Source organism: Lactiplantibacillus fabifermentans DSM 21115 (assembly GCF_000498955.2).
Lineage (GTDB): Bacteria > Bacillota > Bacilli > Lactobacillales > Lactobacillaceae > Lactiplantibacillus > Lactiplantibacillus fabifermentans.
Map to the genome: position 1 here is coordinate 1 of NZ_AYGX02000008.1, position 233 is coordinate 233.

General features: G+C 42.1%; 1 protein-coding gene. It reads right to left on the reverse strand.

Annotation, left to right across the window (positions count from 1 at the left end; all coding sequences use genetic code 11):
- On the reverse strand, window positions 1-233 hold a 233-nt coding region (locus DY78_RS15660), incomplete at both ends, for a helix-turn-helix domain-containing protein (RefSeq protein ID WP_156404084.1).

The window sequence follows — 233 nt, forward strand, 5'->3', positions numbered from 1 at the left end:
GGGGTAAATGGTTGAGAATTATTTGCTTTAACTCATCGCTCAGCTTAGTTTTCCGACCACATCGTGATCGCTTGTATTCGGCATCTGTTTGTGCTAATTCAGCCTGATAAGGTTGACATCGAGATAATTCGTAAGAAATTGTTGACGGTGATCGGTTCAGCCGAACGCCCATTTGGATATTGGACAGCCCTAGTTCACAAAAGGTTTCGATTTTAATTCGTTCGGAATAGGTT